Origin of the sequence: Wolbachia endosymbiont of Ostrinia scapulalis (assembly GCF_023559145.1) — a bacterium.
Lineage (GTDB): Bacteria > Pseudomonadota > Alphaproteobacteria > Rickettsiales > Anaplasmataceae > Wolbachia.
The window spans coordinates 1,022,556-1,039,032 of sequence record NZ_CP096926.1 but is presented as its reverse complement, the minus strand read 5'-3'; the positions used below and the strand labels follow the sequence as shown (position 1 = coordinate 1,039,032).

The 16,477-nt window shown below is 33.4% G+C and carries 15 protein-coding genes; 4 read left to right on the top strand and 11 right to left on the bottom strand.

Features of this window, described 5'->3' with window-relative positions; genetic code table 11:
* Window positions 1-453 precede the first annotated feature (453 nt).
* Window positions 454-1,482 carry a class I SAM-dependent methyltransferase gene (locus tag M1L26_RS05075; protein ID WP_250120071.1) on the bottom strand — a complete coding sequence of 343 codons (1,029 nt, stop codon included), beginning with the start codon at window positions 1,480-1,482 and terminating at the stop codon, window positions 454-456.
* Window positions 1,483-1,575: 93 nt separating this feature from the next.
* On the opposite strand from M1L26_RS05075, the gene M1L26_RS05070 reads away from it, so the two are divergent.
* Window positions 1,576-1,947: a hypothetical protein gene (locus M1L26_RS05070; RefSeq protein ID WP_211908472.1), complete on the top strand. Its 372-nt coding sequence runs from the start codon at window positions 1,576-1,578 to the stop codon at window positions 1,945-1,947.
* Entirely contained in the window at window positions 1,948-2,229 is a 282-nt protein-coding gene (locus M1L26_RS05065; protein ID WP_010406917.1) for a DUF2610 domain-containing protein, read from the top strand. It abuts the gene before it with no gap.
* On the opposite strand, the gene dapD is transcribed toward M1L26_RS05065, so the two are convergent.
* A complete protein-coding gene (gene dapD / locus M1L26_RS05060; RefSeq protein WP_250120070.1) occupies window positions 2,230-3,072 on the bottom strand; it encodes a 2,3,4,5-tetrahydropyridine-2,6-dicarboxylate N-succinyltransferase in 843 nt (280 codons plus the stop codon). It lies immediately after the preceding gene.
* Window positions 3,073-3,110: 38 nt separating this feature from the next.
* Between dapD and M1L26_RS05055 the strand changes: the two genes are divergently transcribed.
* Both M1L26_RS05055 and sdhA read left to right on the top strand, forming a co-directional pair.
* Window positions 3,111-3,521 carry a zinc-ribbon domain-containing protein gene (locus M1L26_RS05055; RefSeq protein WP_010406912.1) on the top strand — a complete coding sequence of 137 codons (411 nt, stop codon included), beginning with the start codon at window positions 3,111-3,113 and terminating at the stop codon, window positions 3,519-3,521.
* 208 nt (window positions 3,522-3,729) lie between these two features.
* Window positions 3,730-5,529, top strand: coding sequence for a succinate dehydrogenase flavoprotein subunit (sdhA, locus tag M1L26_RS05050; RefSeq protein ID WP_250120069.1), 1,800 nt, complete (start codon window positions 3,730-3,732; stop codon window positions 5,527-5,529).
* Here sdhA and M1L26_RS05045 read toward each other — a convergent pair.
* The 9 genes from M1L26_RS05045 to rpmE all read right to left on the bottom strand — a co-directional run bounded on the left by M1L26_RS05045 (window position 5,501) and on the right by rpmE (window position 16,380).
* The gene (locus tag M1L26_RS05045) at window positions 5,501-7,537 is read right to left on the bottom strand and encodes an ankyrin repeat domain-containing protein (RefSeq protein ID WP_250120068.1); all 2,037 of its coding nucleotides are present in this window, start codon (window positions 7,535-7,537) and stop codon (window positions 5,501-5,503) included. The genes sdhA and M1L26_RS05045 overlap by 29 nt on opposite strands.
* Window positions 7,538-7,781: 244 nt before the next feature.
* On the bottom strand, window positions 7,782-8,390 hold the full coding sequence (gene gmk / locus M1L26_RS05040) for a guanylate kinase (RefSeq protein ID WP_211908465.1): 609 nt from the start codon (window positions 8,388-8,390) through the stop codon (window positions 7,782-7,784).
* Window positions 8,391-8,425: 35 nt separating this feature from the next.
* The gene (locus tag M1L26_RS05035; RefSeq protein ID WP_211908463.1) at window positions 8,426-10,213 is read right to left on the bottom strand and encodes a pentapeptide repeat-containing protein; all 1,788 of its coding nucleotides are present in this window, start codon (window positions 10,211-10,213) and stop codon (window positions 8,426-8,428) included.
* Window positions 10,197-11,231 (bottom strand): ankyrin repeat domain-containing protein, encoded by a 1,035-nt coding sequence (locus M1L26_RS05030; protein ID WP_211908462.1) that lies wholly within the window; start codon window positions 11,229-11,231, stop codon window positions 10,197-10,199. The genes M1L26_RS05035 and M1L26_RS05030 overlap by 17 nt, the downstream gene beginning before the upstream one ends.
* A 688-nt stretch (window positions 11,232-11,919) precedes the next feature.
* Complete coding sequence (locus tag M1L26_RS05025) at window positions 11,920-12,807, bottom strand: aspartate carbamoyltransferase catalytic subunit (RefSeq protein ID WP_250120067.1); 888 nt, start codon at window positions 12,805-12,807, stop codon at window positions 11,920-11,922.
* A gap of 80 nt (window positions 12,808-12,887) precedes the next feature.
* Window positions 12,888-13,904, bottom strand: coding sequence for an extracellular solute-binding protein (locus M1L26_RS05020; protein ID WP_250120066.1), 1,017 nt, complete (start codon window positions 13,902-13,904; stop codon window positions 12,888-12,890).
* A 123-nt stretch (window positions 13,905-14,027) separates the two neighbouring features.
* Window positions 14,028-15,278, bottom strand: a complete 1,251-nt coding sequence (locus M1L26_RS05015; protein ID WP_211908459.1) for a hypothetical protein — start codon at window positions 15,276-15,278, stop codon at window positions 14,028-14,030.
* Between the two features lie 83 nt (window positions 15,279-15,361).
* A complete protein-coding gene (locus M1L26_RS05010) occupies window positions 15,362-16,147 on the bottom strand; it encodes an NAD kinase (RefSeq protein ID WP_211908458.1) in 786 nt (261 codons plus the stop codon).
* Window positions 16,148-16,167: 20 nt separating this feature from the next.
* Window positions 16,168-16,380 carry a 50S ribosomal protein L31 gene (gene rpmE, locus M1L26_RS05005; RefSeq protein ID WP_068651074.1) on the bottom strand — a complete coding sequence of 71 codons (213 nt, stop codon included), beginning with the start codon at window positions 16,378-16,380 and terminating at the stop codon, window positions 16,168-16,170.
* Window positions 16,381-16,477: the final 97 nt, after the last annotated feature.

The following is a 16,477-nucleotide window of genomic DNA, read 5'->3' as shown; positions in this document are numbered from 1 at the left end:
GAAAGTCTGCAGACAAAGATAGATTTTGAGCTCTTAAAATATCTCTAATTGTCATTATAATCAGATTCAAAATATGCGGAAGTAATTTTTTTGACAATAGATTTCTTGCATAACCAAGTGTTATTCCAGCTGGGATCCAGCTAAGTTGGTAAACACTTTACAACGTTTTTTGCGCGAAAAGGCTGGATGCCAGTGTCAGCTACTTGCATGACATCGTCTTGGATGAAAATCAGTACGTGATGCACCAAAAATTGTGCATCAAAAGGGTGTCATTTGAGTAACTTTTTTGTTGTCATGCCAGTGTCAGCTACTTGCATGACACCTATTTGTTCCTATGATAGTCTTATCTGTCTATCTTATTTTGCTACTCTGCTGAACAGATACGTTTCTTTTACCTTTTTTATTCTGTAAATTTTTTAGTATTTGTATGTTTAACATAAGAACTACACAAGACTACAAATGGTGAATCAGCATTACCTTAAAGAGAGTACCCATATTTTCAGTTAACCTTAAAAATTCACTGAAGATCTTATTCTTCTGTTCATTACTTGCATTTTTCATTAAAGCTTGCGCTCTTTCCTTTATACCAAACAAATATAAAAATTCTCTTTGAGTTAAAATCTCACAATTTAAGTATTTTAATGAATCTTTTAACGCTTGAAAGTTTACAAGTGCAGTAATATCACTGTTACCAATATTTTCAAGAAAATTAGCATACTGATGCTGCCTTATCGATTGCAAAGTGCTCTTGTATGAAGGATATAAATAACCATAATCTATAATCAGGGCAGCTCCTCCGTTATTGACTATCTTATTCTCAAGTTTCTTTAATATTTCGATTCCGGCTAGGTATACTTCCACTACTGCACCATTGAAACCCCCTGTCATTCCAGTCTGGAGTCCAGTTTTTGGTCTGGTTAAGCACTGGAGTGACAATGAAAGACTGCCATCATCTTGTTTTATTACTCTATTTTCATACCACTGCCCATCACGATAAACAAACTGATCAATTGGAAGAGCATCAAAGAACTCATTTGAAAAAAAAATAGTTGGCTGATTTGGTAAGTTGTCGACATCTGTGTGCCAATTAATATCTAATCCCTTTAATTTTTCCTTTTGTATTTTCTGTAAAATAGGGCTTATCTCAACTAGATGAATGTCCATTGAGCTAAAAAAACAGCTATATTTTTTGGTGACTCTTATTACATCATGAATGAGTGTTCCTTTACCTGGCCCAAGTTCAGCTAGAGAAAATTTTGATGGCTTTCCTAATTTTTCCCATGTATCCATTATCCAAACTGCAGTTGTTTCACCAAACAGCTGACTAATTTCAGGTGCAGTAATGAAATCACCATCTTTGCCAAGTGGTAATTTATTCATGTAATAGCCGTACTCTTTATGATATAGAGCAGCATTCATAAAATTACTGATGGATATTGATCCTTGGCTTTTATCAATTAATTCGTGTATATAAGTAAGCATATTATTAATAAATGTTTAACTATAGCGTGCCATACTATAAAATAGTGGAGTATTTATATATAATATAAGTTTAAAGGCGATAGTGCTTTGGTTATGAATAGTCAAGATACGGATTATGTTACCCTTATACCTCAAGATGATGGTGTTGAATATAAATTTGAAGAAATTGTCAATTTTGTAGAAAATAAGGTTGTAGGTGCTGATGGATTAACTTTAGCGGAGGTATTTCAAGCATTAGTTAAAATGCTGAATGGTGACCTAGAGTTAGTAAAAAAAGTGTTAGCATATGCTAATATTATGGTAAAGTATGGAATGAGGTTAGCAAAAGAGTCACAATTGAGCAGAGCTGATATTCGCAGAGCTTTAGAAGGGGAAGAAAGTGTTTTCAATAGGCAAGATTTTATCAAAAAACCACCTCTTGTACCTTCTATAAAATCGGTTAAAAAGAAGAGCAGAGGTCTTTAAATGGTTGAGTCTATAAAAAAATTTACTGTACAGTGTGATTTCAAAGGGCAAAGTTCACCTTTTGCAATATACATAGGAGATCCAAAGAGTGATACTCATCCAATTCACTATCAAGATTCCTGGCTTGCAAAGGAGCGTGGAGGAAACATACCTAATAGAGTCAAAGAAAGTCTGCAAAAATTATATAAGTTATCTAAAGAAAATGGAATCTCTTTCTCAGAATTATGTGCATATGCTATTACTGTAGTTAGTAATAATGATAAAAAAAATGACTGCAAGTAGTTAGGTTCTCAATATTTCATTTATAAAAGTTTTTGATCTCGTCTTCTCGTCCACTTTTTTTACTATAACTGCACAATAGGTTGAAATGTTATTTTTAGGTGGAGTAGATCCTGGTACAACTACAGAGTAAGGTGGTACTTCACCATAAAATACCTTGCTTGTTTCTCTGTCAATAATTTTTGTTGATGCTCCAATAAACACACCCATGCCAAGGACTGATCCTTCTCTTATTATAACACCTTCGGCTACCTCACTACGCGCTCCAATGAAGCAATTATCTTCTATAATGACTGGAGAAGCTTGAATGGGCTCAAGAACTCCGCCTATTCCCACTCCACCGGAAATATGGCAATTTTTCCCTATTTGTGCACAACTACCAACTGTTGACCAAGTGTCTATCATTGTGCCAGAATCAATGTATGCACCAACGTTGATAAAGCTTGGCATTAGAACAACATTTTTACCTATGTAAGCAGATTGGCGGACAAAACACCCAGAAACTGCTCTAATTTTTGAATGGTAAAATTTTTCTTCATTCCATTCACTAAACTTACTACCGATTTTGTCAAACCAGCAATTGGTGTTGTCTATTATTTTGCTTTCCTCAGTGAGGAAATGTAATAATATTGACTGCTTTATCCACTTATGTACTATCCATTCTCCACTTGATAGCTTTTCTGCTACTCTAATTTTACCACTGTCAAGTAACTCAATTACCTCTTTGATTATTAATCTTGCTTCGTGTTTTAGATTATAGTCGTTAAGTTTTTCTTTATCTTTCCAAATATTTTCTATCTCATCTTGTAATTTTTTAGTTGCAAATTTTTCATTTATTATATACATATTGATATCAAATTTATATTATTTTATACGTAAGCACTATGAAAATACAATGTCATAATTGTACTAAAACTTACTTAGTATCTCGTGGGCAAATAGGTGAATCTGGAAGAAAAGTGAAATGTACAAACTGCAATCACATGTGGCATGAGTATCTAAAAGAAATGTCAAGTGAATTGTGCCCTGCTGGTATACAAGAAAAAAAAGCTAACTGGAGGCAAAGTTTAACTCTAGCTTTTGCAACAGTTGCAGGGTTATGCGTTATAATTGTTGGTGGTATCTTTCCAGGAGAGGTAAGTAAGATATATAAAGCAGTTAGTGCATATAAAGATTCAATAAGCCATAAATTAGGATACAAAAAAGTGCAAACGGAAAATTCAAGTGCGAGAGAACTTGTTGTAAATGAGTTTTATCAAGATTACCTTTTTCTATCTAATTTTAGATCTAATTAAATAGGCATAAGTCATCAATGTTATGCAAATAACTACACTTATTCCTTTATGATAGTGTCATTCCAATTTCAGCTACTTTCATGACGCCCTATGATTGTTATTACATCGTTTACTATAGATTTGTTTCAGAAGCTTACATCCAGAAAACTTGTATAGATTTTTTCTACTTCTGTGATATTATAAGCCTGTGATGATAAAATAAGTGGATATGGATAAGTCAGCGTATGAAATCATAGAGCATGAGTATGATGTGGTGATAGTAGGTGCAGGTGGAGCAGGGCTTAGAGCAACACTTGGAATGGCTGCAACTAATTTTTCAGTTGCCTGCATTTCTAAAATTTTCCCTACACGAAGTCATACAGTTGCAGCGCAAGGAGGAATTAGTGCAGCTTTGAGTAATATTGCTGAAGATGACTGGCGCTGGCATGCATATGATACAATAAAAGGTTCAGACTGGCTTGGCGATCAAGATGCAATAGAGTATATGTGTAAAAATGCTGCCAAAGCTGTGATTGAACTTGAAAATTTTGGTGTACCCTTTTCTCGTACGGAAGATGGAAAAATATATCAGCGTGCCTTTGGTGGAATGACAACTCACTTTGGTAAAGGAAAATCGGCTCAGCGTACTTGTGCAGCAGCAGATAAAACTGGGCATGCAATTCTTCATACTCTATATCAGCAATGTCTTAAATTTAACGCTGAATTTTTTGTCGAATATTTTGTAATCGATTTGATTATGGACAAAGGTACATGCTGTGGGGTGATAGCTTGGTCGCTGTGTGATGGTACGTTGCATAGATTTCGTGCACATTCTGTGGTAATAGCAACAGGTGGTTATGGACGTGTTTATTTTTCTGCAACAAGTGCACACACCTGCACAGGTGATGGTAATGGCATGGTGGTAAGAGCTGGGTTGCCACTTGAAGATATGGAGTTTGTGCAATTTCATCCAACAGGAATATATGGCTCAGGGTGCTTGATGACGGAAGGATGCCGCGGTGAAGGTGGGTACCTCGTTAATTCTCAGGGTGAGAAGTTTATGGAACGTTATGCGCCAAAGGCAAAAGATTTGGCTTCTCGTGATGTAGTAAGTCGAGCAATGACAATTGAAATTAGAGAGGGAAGGGGAGTTGGGCCAAAGAAAGATCACATGTACTTGAATATAGCTCATCTTGATCCGGAAGTAATAAAGCTCAGATTGCCAGGTATTAGTGAAACAGCAAAGACCTTTGCAGGAGTTGATGTTACTAAAGATCCGATACCTGTTATTCCAACTGTTCACTATAACATGGGAGGTATTCCAACCAACTATCATGGGGAAGTGATCACGTTGCAAAAAGGTAAAGAAGAAGTGGTAGAAGGATTATTTGCAATAGGAGAAGCAGCATGTGTTTCTGTACATGGTGCAAATCGACTAGGTTCCAACTCGCTTCTTGATCTTGTGGTTTTTGGTAGAGCTGCCGCGCTTAGGGCAAAAGAAAAATTGAAACCTGATACACCACATAAAAAATTGCATTCAGACTGCACAGACTTGATAGTAGATAGATTTAATAAAATGCGATTTGCTTCTGGAGAGTTCAAAGTAGCAAAAATACGAAGTGAAATGCAGCACACTATGCAGAAATATGCATCGGTATTCCGTGTTGCTGAAGTTTTAGAGGAAGGTAAAAAAGCTATAAAAGAAGTAGCAAAAATGATGCCTAACATTGCAGTTGAAGATCGCAGTATGATATGGAATAGTGATTTGGTTGAAGCGCTGGAGCTTGCCAATATGATTCCACAAGCAGTTATTACCATGGAATGCGCAGCTAATCGCGAGGAAAGCAGGGGTGCTCATGCTCGTGAAGATTTCCCTGAACGTGATGATAAAAACTGGATGAAGCATACTATAGCATGGCTTAAAGAAAAGAAAAACCAGGTCAGTGTAGAGATTGACTATAAAAAAGTTGCTGAAAAAACTTTGAGCGATGAGATTGATTTCATCGCCCCGGAAAAGAGAATTTATTAGTCAATTCATCTAGTTTATTTATAAATCGTAGTATTGATATATCGCTCATTTTAGTAGCTGGGCTCTCTGTATGTTCTGACTGCTCTTGTGCTGCTGAGTTGTTAGCTAAATTTTGTTGTTCAGTAACATTTTCAGGTTGTGTTGCAGTTTGGAGATTATCTTTACTGGTTTGCTGATCATTGGTTAATTCTTTAACATGTTTCCTAATGCCGCTAAGTCCCAAAGTGAATATCAGACAGACCACTCCTGTTATAGCTATGATGGGTAACGCTGCTCCAATTGCAATTTGTCCTTGAAAGCAAGAAAGTGTTACCATTGTAATAATAGTAGTTGCTACTGTGATTGCTAACAATACACTAGCTCTCCTACCCGGATCAATGCATTTCCATACAGCAGATGCTCCTTTTTTTACACCAGAACCTAGCTTTTTAATGCCTGATTGACATTTTTTCGAAGCAGTTCCACAGTGGTATTTTTCCTCAAGCTTCTCTTTTAGTTCTTTAGCTTTCTCCTGTGCTTTCTGTGGAGTACTTGAACAATCTTTTAGATCTCGTAAAGTTAAATAGTACTTTTTAGTATGGAGTTCTGGATCTTCTAACCATAAAGAATCAGGGTTAGCACCGTTTTGTAATAATGCTGCACAAAACTTTGTTGTATTATCATAATTAGTGGCTAAATCAAAAATTGTTTCTTGCAATAGGTATTCGATACTTTTTTTTTCTGCTTTTTTCTTTAGTGCTAATTCTAGAGGTGTATTGCCTTGCCTGTTAGTTGCTTTTATAGCTTCATCTAATTTATCTTCAGATATTTTTCTTTCTTTTACTAAGGCTGATATTAATTTCAAGCATGTAACTTTTTGCTTCCCTGTCAGCAAGGCAATATGGTGTAAAGCATTATTGCCATTTGCATCTTTAAGGTTAATATCTGCTCCTTTTTTCAATAATTCCTTAAAAGATTTTTTATCTTTATCTTTAATTGCTAAATGTAGTTGATAATTATCATTACTATCTGGAGTATTTATGGTATGTGGTATAATTTCTTTAATTTTTGTTCTTATTTCTGATTTTAACTCAGGTTTCTTTACTGACTTTGCTAATTTTTCTAAGAAATCACAATAGTATGTCTTTTGCTCTTCTTTTAAGTATTGTAATTCTTTTGTAGATAATCCTAAATTGTCAGAGCTGGCTCCATACTCTAGCAATTTTGTAAGAAACTTAAGTGTTTTATCGTTATCTTGGATTGTGTGAGAATCATGTTTCCCTTTTATTATCTTGTTAATTAGTGCTACCTGAAAAGGAGTCTTTCCTTCTTGATTTTCACTATCAACAAGTTGTGCTAGATCTTCCTTGGTGACCGTTTTTATTAGGGTACCTAGAAACTTGCATTTCTGTTCCTTTTCGAGCGATGCAATAAGATGTAAAATATTATTTCCTTTTTCATCTTTTATGCTGTTAACATTTGTGCAATCTTTTAGATATTTTCTAAATTTCCTGCTATTTCCATTTTTGATTGCTTTTAGTAATTGAACATCATTATCAGAATCTGATATTCCGTTTACTTCATTTTCAAAATTGCTACAGTAACCACTTTCTGACTCATTGTCCTTGCGATTTTTATTAGAGTGACTTTTAGTGACTTCAGAAATTGCTTGCCTTACTTGGTTTTTTGTTTCATCTGATATTTTTTTTAATTGTTCGATTACTTCACCTAGCACTGGAAGGAAACATTGGACATAATATCTGTGATATTTTCCCTGTTCTCTAAGAGATTCTTCTAATTTAGTTAATACTTCAGGACTAGCGCCTTCCTTAAATAACCTTTTACATTCCTTGAGTGTTCCATCTCGACTTCTTGGTTTTTCATGCTTATGTTTTTCTTTTTTTACCTTTCTCTCTATAATATTATACAATTGCTTGTCTTTTTTATCTTGCTCTTGTTTTTCATTTTTGTTTATATATTTATCTAGTTTGTTTGCATTAGTAACTAATACACTTAGATCTATACTCATATTAAAACCTCAATATTAAAAGCTATTTGGCGTTAACGAATTGGATTAAACTTTTAAATTGAGCTAGATGTTATCGAAATATAGGTGAAAAGGCAGAAAACTAGTTTCTATTAGAAAATCTATTGTCATATTCAAATCCCCACTTTAGCACTTGTCTACTATTTTAACTATTTTATCTTAAAAAATAATAAATGTGGCTAAACTGTGAAGCATGAGTGCTACTGAAAGAGGTAAACCAATGTTTTTATAGATCTTTCAAACTTGGTTTTTCTTCTAATTTTTTAAGCATTCCTTTACTTAGTATTGATTTTATCTCTTCTACGCTTTTATCAAGATCATCATTAATTATTACGTAATCATATTTATTACTTTTACTTATCTCTTTTTGCGCTTCGGCTAATCTCCGCTCTATTTCAATTTCATCATCACTATTACGCCTTTGTAGACGCAGTCTAAGCTCTTCCATTGAGGGAGGTAGTATAAAAACACTTACAACTTTTTCTCTTAAGATTTCAAATAAATGAAATGCTCCTTGCCAATCTATATTCAGTAAAACACTTATGCCACTACTCAGGTTTTGTTCTATAAAATCTTTTGGTATACCGTAAAAATTTTCAAAAACTTTAGCATATTCAAGCATTTGACCAGCCTTACATAGTTCATGAAACTTTTCTTCAGTAACGAAAAAATAGTCTTTTCCATTTACTTCACCGGGACGAGGTTTGCGTGTAGTCATAGAAACAGACATAACTAAATCGGTTGATTGCTCAAGTAATTTTTCTGATATAGTAGTTTTTCCAGCTCCAGAAGGAGAGGATAGAATCAGTAGTATGCCCTCATTTTTTACGGTCATTTTTCTTTATTTAACAAGTACATTATAGAGCTTTTTTAAGACTTTGTATTTTTTGAATCAAAGTTTAAAAGACTAGAGCCCTCTAAATTAGAATTTGATAAATTGGTATCAATAAGAGAGGAATTATCAAAGACAGTATAACGTAAATCGGCTTTTTCAAGATTTGCCTTATTCAAATTAACGTTTACAAACTTTGCTCTACTTAATATTGAATTAGAAAAATTAGCATTTTCTAAATTCATGTCTTTAAACTCAAAGTAAGAATAATTTACATCAAATTTTTCACCCTGCGATATTTTCTCTTGCAGATCTTTAATTGAAGTTATAGCACTCTCTAGACCTGTAATTTTGCTCTGTCCCTGATTGTCAATCAAAATTGAATTATCAAATTTGCAATCTGTTAAATGAATATCAGCAATTGAACTTTTATATATGCTTGAAGAGAGAAAAGACATATCACTTATTGTCGAATCACTCAAATTGCTAAGAAAAAAACTAGTCTTTCTAAAGGTATTATCATAAAACACGGAGGATTTGAAATCACTTTCAATAAAATTTGAATTAGTGACTTTTAAGTTAGACCAGCTCGAATTATCAGCTAATAATTTGAAGAATATTGAATTTTTTATCTCACTGAAGTCAATACTATGGTGGGAAAGAGTACTATTATAAATTTGAGAGTCTTGAATTTTTGTCTTATACATTGAAGTTGTGCAAAGATCTGAATCTTCTATTTTTGCAGAGGTAAACAATGAATGGTCAAAGAACGAACCATTCATGTCAGAATTCACAACTTTAGTATTATGAAACTTTCCGTGACAAATGTTAGCATCATAGGCGTTAACTTTATACAATTCACTAAAACTAAAATCAATATTAGATAAGTCAGCATCCTGAAGGTCTGATTCAAAAACATATGCATGTTTTATCTTGGAACCATTTAGTATAGATTTAATGAAGTTTGAATTATCCCCTTTCACATAGGAAATTTGTGAATTGCTTAAATTGGCTTTTTCAAAGTTACTATCAACTATAATAGAAGCATTAAAATAGGCGTTCGAAAGATTGCTACCTGTAAAATCCAATTTTTTTATTTTAGCACCGTATATATTAGCGTTTTTTAGTGAAGAGAATTGTATCTTGAGCTTGTGTGCATCCACTCCAAAGAAACTTGCATTGTCGAAATTATTCTTCTGCATAACAGTGTCGTTTATTTCACTATCACTAAAATTTATGTAGCTAGCATTTGAGTTTGATAAATCGGATAAATTCATTTTTACATTCAAAAATTTGGTATGCAAACCAATTATATTACGCATACTTACTTTGTTGAGATTAGAATTGACAAAATCAGCATAACTGATATTAGATTGATCAAATATGATATCTGTTAGATTTGTAGAAGCAAATTTTGAAAAACTTAAATTTGTGCCTTGTATTTTAACACCATGTAAATTAGCATTGGAAAAATTAGCACCACGTAAATCAACATCGATAAAAGACACATCTGATAAATCGGTGTTAGAAAAATCAGCACCAATTAAACTTACTCCCTCAAAAATAGATTTATTTAAATATAATTGACTAAAATTAGCCCCATTCAAATTAGAGCCAAAACCTTTCTTAAAATCTTGTGGTATTCCTGCTTTATTACAATGTACTAAAAATTTAGCGAAATCTTTTTTATTGTAAGATACGTATTTTACATCGTGCAGAGCGCTTAAAAAATCATTGATTGGATTTTTTTCATCATCTATTTCATTTCCATAGCATAAATGACCAACTAGAAAAGTTAATATCAAAAGTCTAATTATCTTTTGCATCGCAGGTACTTTCTTTTGTTTTTATAGCAAAGTTATACATCTCTGAGTCTTCTTCATTGTTTATTTCTTTATCCTCTAAAAGGTATGGCATCATTTCGGCAATTGCGTTTATTATGTTGATCTGCTTCCTTTCGATTGCTATTTCAATAGGGGACTTAAAATTATTATCAACTACTCTAGGATCAGCACCTTGTAATAAGAGAAAGCGAACTGTGTCTATTTCACCTTGTTTCACTGCATAAATTAGAGGAGTATCACCCAATTTATTTCTAAATCTTAGTATTTCTTGAATTGTTAATCCAATTTTTTCTAGCTTATTTATTACTCCTCTTAGACAAATTAAGTTGCCCTTCTTTATGCAGTAAAAAAATTGCTTACTGTAATCATCAGTAAATATAGTTTTAGGAAGGTGCTCATTTAGGCTATCATATTGTCTTTTATATATAGACTTGCTTTTATGGTTCCATTCTTTTTTTATTTCTTTGTTTAGCTTTGTCCATTTTTCGCTTTCTTCATTTTCTTTGTTCACAGGTGTTATATTGTCAGGCTGTTCTTCTTTCTTTTTCTCTGTTAATTGGCTTGTTGAAAGTTCGGTGTCTTTTTTGCTAATCTCCTCTTCAGGCTGTAGGTTTGTTTGATTATTGTGACTGATTTTCTTCTCTTCAGGTTCTTCTTTTTTTTCTTCTGATAAAGGACTTGTTAGAGCTTTGGTATCTTTTATATTATTCCCCTCTTCAGGCTGTAGGTTTGTTTGTATATTTTCATTACTTGAAGGTACTTCTTCATTGATTACATTTTGGGTTGTGCTTTCTTTTGGCTCGCTGGAAGGTATTTCGACTACATTTGTTGAGTCTGTGCTTTCTTTTAGTTCGCTCAGAAGCGGAGAAGTTTTTTCAGCATCAGTATTGCTTTTCGATACGTCTTCTTGATTTATATTTTCTTCAGACTGCTCTACAGCAAACAAGTTGGATGATAAAAATATAGCAACTAATAGTATCAAATATAAAGTGTTCTTCATAGATATTGCAGTCATAAGCTTAATTAGAATGATACTATAATCAAATGATTAATCTACAGTAAAAAATGCCTTAAGGTTTTATTTATAAAAAACATTTGTATTACCTTTTCTATACGAGTAGAATTTTGCAAAGACTGAATATCAAAGTTTTTCCCATTTATTTAGATTTTACCTTAAATTGTCATTGGAGTAGCTGACACTGTTTTTTTCTCGATTCCAGCGTCACGCGCTGGAATGACTACCTTCATAATGTTATTCCATTTCTCTTGTCATCCCAGTACTTGATACTGGGATCCAGAGGACTGACCAGATAATAAGAACTGGTCACGCGCTGGAATGATAAAGGAGGAAGTGCTGGTTTGAAATTAAATTTTCTGGACTTTAGTGTCACGCATTGACCCTATAGTTTTCTTTTCTCGTCTACCTGATTCTATCACTCTCCTGAACGGATATAAATTACTTGACACATTTGGTAGTTTGATTATTATTAGTGAAAATGAGGGTATTTTAGAGCTCGAAATTCACCTTATTCAAGTCTGCAGACTTTTCAACTAATCTCTCAATAAAAAAATATAGCACAGTCTACTTCAGTACATACTTAATTTCTGTCATGAGGTGTGTTATATTTTTCTAAATCGTTTTTTATAGGAGGATCATTATGTCTAAAATTCCTTAAAATTAATTAAAGTTAAACATTAATTAAATAGTGCAGTACTGCCTTACGAGTTGCTAATCCAAACTTTACTTGCTGTAAAATAACACAATCTGCTACATCATTGCTAATCTCAATACCTCTGTTTATTGGTCCTGGGTGCATAACAATTGCATCGGGTTTTGCATGCGATAGTTTTTGTTCATCAAGTCCATACAAATGAAAATATTCTTTTTCTGAAGAATTATTATTCATGCGCTCTTTCTGCAACCTCAAGAGCATAATTACATCAGCATCCTTTATACCTTCAGTTAATGAATAGTGAAGTGAATCTACTTCAGAAAAATGCTTACAAATCAAAGCTGGTAGTGCAACTAAGCTTATTTTTGCTCCAAACATTTTTAGCAATCTTATATTTGATCTTGCAACTCTACCGTGCAAAATATCTCCACATATCACAATTTTGAGGTTTTTTATTTGCTTTTTATGACTGATAATTACGAGATAATCTGCAAGAGCTTGAGTTGGGTGTTCACTGCTTCCATCGCCTGCGTTGATTAGCGAGCAGTTGACATGCTTTGCCAATGTATTAATAATACCACTACTTTTATGCCTGATTATCATATAGTCAGGATTCATTGCATTTAGTGTTTTTATCATATCTTTTAGATCTTCCCCTTTGTTAATAGAAGAAGATTTTATTGGTAAAGTTATAACATTTGCTCCAAGGCTTTTTGCTGCTATTTCAAAAGATGCGAGCGTACGTGTTGAATCTTCAAAGAATAGGTTTATGACTATTTTATTTTTCAGAACATGACTATTTTCAACTTTTTCTTCAAGGTATTGGTTGGCTAATTTAGTTATATTTTCTACATCACCGATTGTGAGGTCTGAGATATTTAATAAATTCCTTCTCTTGTCCATAGCTCCTTTTTTGAGCTTATTCTACTTTCTTAATTTCAATTACACAACTGTAAAGTAAAGTAGAAGGAAGCTATAAAATTTTATTTCCACTTACATTCATCTGCTATCATAACAGCCTCAAAGAGATGCTTCTCAAGCTCACTTATAGGCAGAGTACTTTGTAGGTAATTTCCCCAAGATTTTAACACATCAGAAGTTTCAATACCTTCAACAATAGGATATTCTTGATTTTTTTTAGCATATAGCTCTTGAGCCTGTTTGCTTACAAAAAACTCCAATAAAGCTATGGCATTTTCTCTGTGTTTTGCGTTTTTTGTTACTGCTGCACCACTAAGATTCACCATTACACCATCATTAGGAAAGAAAGCTCCTAACTTTTCTGTGGTATTCTTTTTATTTTCTGATGAAAGGATTCTTGCAAAGTAGTAGCTATTTACTATTGCAATATCTCCTTCACCAGCGGCTACAGCATAAATTTGATCTGTGTCACCACCGCTTGGTTTTCTTGCCATGTTGCTTACAATTCCACTCACCCATTCTTTTGTTTTTTCAAAACCATTTTTTGCAATCATAAAAGCGATCAATGATCGGTTATATGGACTTGTGGAAGAGCGTACTAATATTTTCCCTTTCCATTTTTCATTCGCTAAATCTTCATAGGTACTTAATTCCTTAGGATCTACTGATTCTTTATTGTAAACCAATATTCTAGCTCTTTTTGTGAGACCAAACCAATAATCTTCATTATCTCTAAATTTTGCAGGTATGGCATTTTTTAGAGTCTCTGAATCCACTTGAGATAAGAGCCCTCTTTTTTTGGCTAAAATCAAATTCACTGCATCTGCAGTTAAAAACAAATCAGCTTCACCACCATTTTCCATACGTGAAAGCAATTGGGAATAATCGTCAATGATATAACGTACCTTGATGCCAGTGGTTTTTGTAAAATCATCAAACAAACTATGTACTAATTCTTCTTTACGAGATGAATAAACGTTTACTACTTGTGAATCATCAATTCCGCTATTTTTATATAAAAAATTAACGACTATCAATAAAGCCGCTACTAAAGATATAAATATTAAACCTTTTTTCATAAACAAAACCCTTCCTTGTCATCATCTCAAGCTATCAAAATAGCAAGGTCTTAGCAAGTGTAAATCTTCAAAACGTTGCAGTTACAGTACTGGAATAGCGATAAAAAGAAGTACGAGCCAGATTTAATTAATAATATAAGTAATATCTGGATGGCCACATCGTTCAGCAACTACTTGTAACAATTTTGAACTAATCTTTTCTTGACTGCTTTTTACAGTTTTAATAGCTGTTTCATTAGGATTTTCACTATTAGCATCTTTTGTATCTAATAACAAGTAATCTTTAAAATCAGTTTTGCTCCAATGATGAATTGTGCAAGCTAAAGTGAAAAGCAGTAGAGTGCCTGAAATTGCAACGATTGGCCAGTAAATAGTAGGATTTGTGTATGAACTTACTATGTTGCTCAAACCACCTGTTGAATAAAGTGCTAAAGGGAAGGTTATGTTTCCAGTAATAAGAACTGTTCCTAAGATAGGAAGCCATATTCTATCATTGATTAATGAATTTACTTTACTCTTGTAATAGATTGGCTGGCCTGTAAGTTCTACGATCTTCGGATCACTTTTTGCTTCTTCTGGAAGAGAATGAAATGTAAAGTAAACGCGATTACCGTTGCTATATTTTAATACCAAAGACTTGATGCATTTCTTGTCTTTTGAAAGTGTATTTGATATCTCATCTAAAACTTCTTGAGTATCTCTTTTTGTGATCTTGTGCTCCTTAGTACGGACTGCTTGCATAAGTTCCCACATAATTCCCAAGGCTAAACAAGACGCTAATACTCCGCCAAATATAGTTACAGGATTTATGCTGCCGATGAATCCAATGAATTCTCTTTGCTTCACAGCTAAAACGATTGACGTAATACAACATGCCGTAACAAGACCTACGAAAGGCATTGTAACTTTCTTCTTTTGCATCGTATACTTTACTTTCTGTAAAAATCTGTTTGTCTTTTTATTATCTTCAAGCAAGGAGTTTTCAGAGTCATCTGTTTTATATGATGGTGGAGGAGTTGTATGTGCCTTCATTAATTTTTCTAAAGTTTCTGATGTTTTTTGACTATTCCAAGGTTCGCTATATACTGTTTTTTGAGAAGGTGATCTGCTTAGAGTTGGATGTTGACTATCTATTTGATTATCACGACTCTTTTTTGGAGATTTTGTATTTGGATCTATGGATGCATAAATAGGTTCTATATTTGCACCATTCGATTCTTCTTGCCTTTCTTCATAAGAACTTGATTCGCTAGCCGAACTTGTTTGTAACGCTGTGTTTCTAGGTGCTGGTGTTGGTGAAGTTGCTGCACTATTTTCACTCACCGTTGTATGAGAAACCAGTGTGACGTTATCTTTATTTCCTGATCCAGGCATATTCGCTCCAAAATTAATTACAATGTTATGTTGATTACGCTATAGTTATTAAGATATAGTGAATACTAATTTAAGAATAAATATTAGTATAAGAACTGCTGATCAAAGATCCTTTCATTCAAAGGGCAATCTTTGTCAAAAAGTAGAGTGACTGTATTTTCGTGATCTTTCTGTATTTTTACCTGCGATATGTCGTGAAATTCCTTGTAATCTGATACTACAAGTGCTGGACGATTTTTCACATCATTGATATCAATTTGCACTATTGTATCATTTGAGATTAGCGCTCCATTCCAACGCCTTGGGTAGTAGCTATTAATGGAAGTCAGTGCAAGTAAATTTGAATTAAGTGGTAAGATTGGCCCACCGGCAGAGAAGTTATATGCAGTGCTACCTGTTGGGGTAGACAATATAATTCCATCTCCTCTGAATTTTTCTACTTTTAGCTTATCATTAATGGTAATATTCATCTCCACTATTTGATTTGCATTTCTAAAGACATACACTTCATTTACTGCGATGTAATGGTGTTTTTTGCCACTTATGTCTGTGGCTTCCATTTTTAGTAAAGTTAGCTGAGTAGGAACTGCATGTTCTATATGATCAATTAGATCTTTAAAACATTTATTCATTAAAAACCCGACATTACCGGTATTTATTCCATACACATGTATATCTTTATTTCCTATGACGTGGTTGTGTAGGGTGCGTAGCATAAAACCATCGCCACCAACAACTATCAGCAGATCAACTTCATGCTTACCTGCTTCTGCTATATTGATAAAATTGAGTTTCTGTAGTAGTTTAGATACTTCCTGAGACTTGGGTAGCGAAGAAGCAATATAGCCTACATTTTTATATTTATACATGTAAATAAAGAGGGGAGGAACTAAAAAAGACTCCCGTATTTATCATTAAACTTAGCTATTTTACTATCCTTCTCCCCTGAACCGCTTGTCAAACTTCCAGTCCATGCAGGATGAGTAAGAGGATCTCTATCAAGCTTTATTTTTTGACCTTCTTTTCCATAAGTGGAATAAGTTTCAAACTCTTGACCATCTGTCATAACTATAGTAACTTTGTGATAATCGATTTCTGCCATTGTTCTTACAAATTTCTTACCAGCTAAGATTTTAGTGAATCTGGTTCATTTGGTCAATCATTATTGTGAAATATTGACAAAAAATAAATAAAGTAGT